The 212-nt window shown below is 54.7% G+C and carries 2 tRNA genes; both read left to right on the forward strand.

Going from position 1 to position 212, the window contains the following annotated elements:
• The first annotated feature begins 24 nt into the window (after positions 1–24).
• Positions 25–101, forward strand: a tRNA-Asp gene (locus tag E8M12_RS07555).
• Between the two features lie 38 nt (positions 102–139).
• A tRNA-Asp gene (locus E8M12_RS07560) sits at positions 140–212 on the forward strand.

Below are 212 nucleotides of genomic sequence, written 5' to 3' on the forward strand. Positions count from 1 at the left end.
GATACAAATTGAAATTGCCTTTGTGGAGTGGTAGTTCAGTTGGTTAGAATACCGGCCTGTCACGCCGGGGGTCGCGGGTTCGAGTCCCGTCCACTCCGCCAACAATTTCTCATGTCATCAGTTGCAAGATATCCTTAGCGGAGTGGTAGTTCAGTTGGTTAGAATACCGGCCTGTCACGCCGGGGGTCGCGGGTTCGAGTCCCGTCCACTCC

This window comes from Thalassotalea mangrovi, from assembly GCF_005116735.1.
Classification (GTDB): domain Bacteria; phylum Pseudomonadota; class Gammaproteobacteria; order Enterobacterales; family Alteromonadaceae; genus Thalassotalea_A; species Thalassotalea_A mangrovi.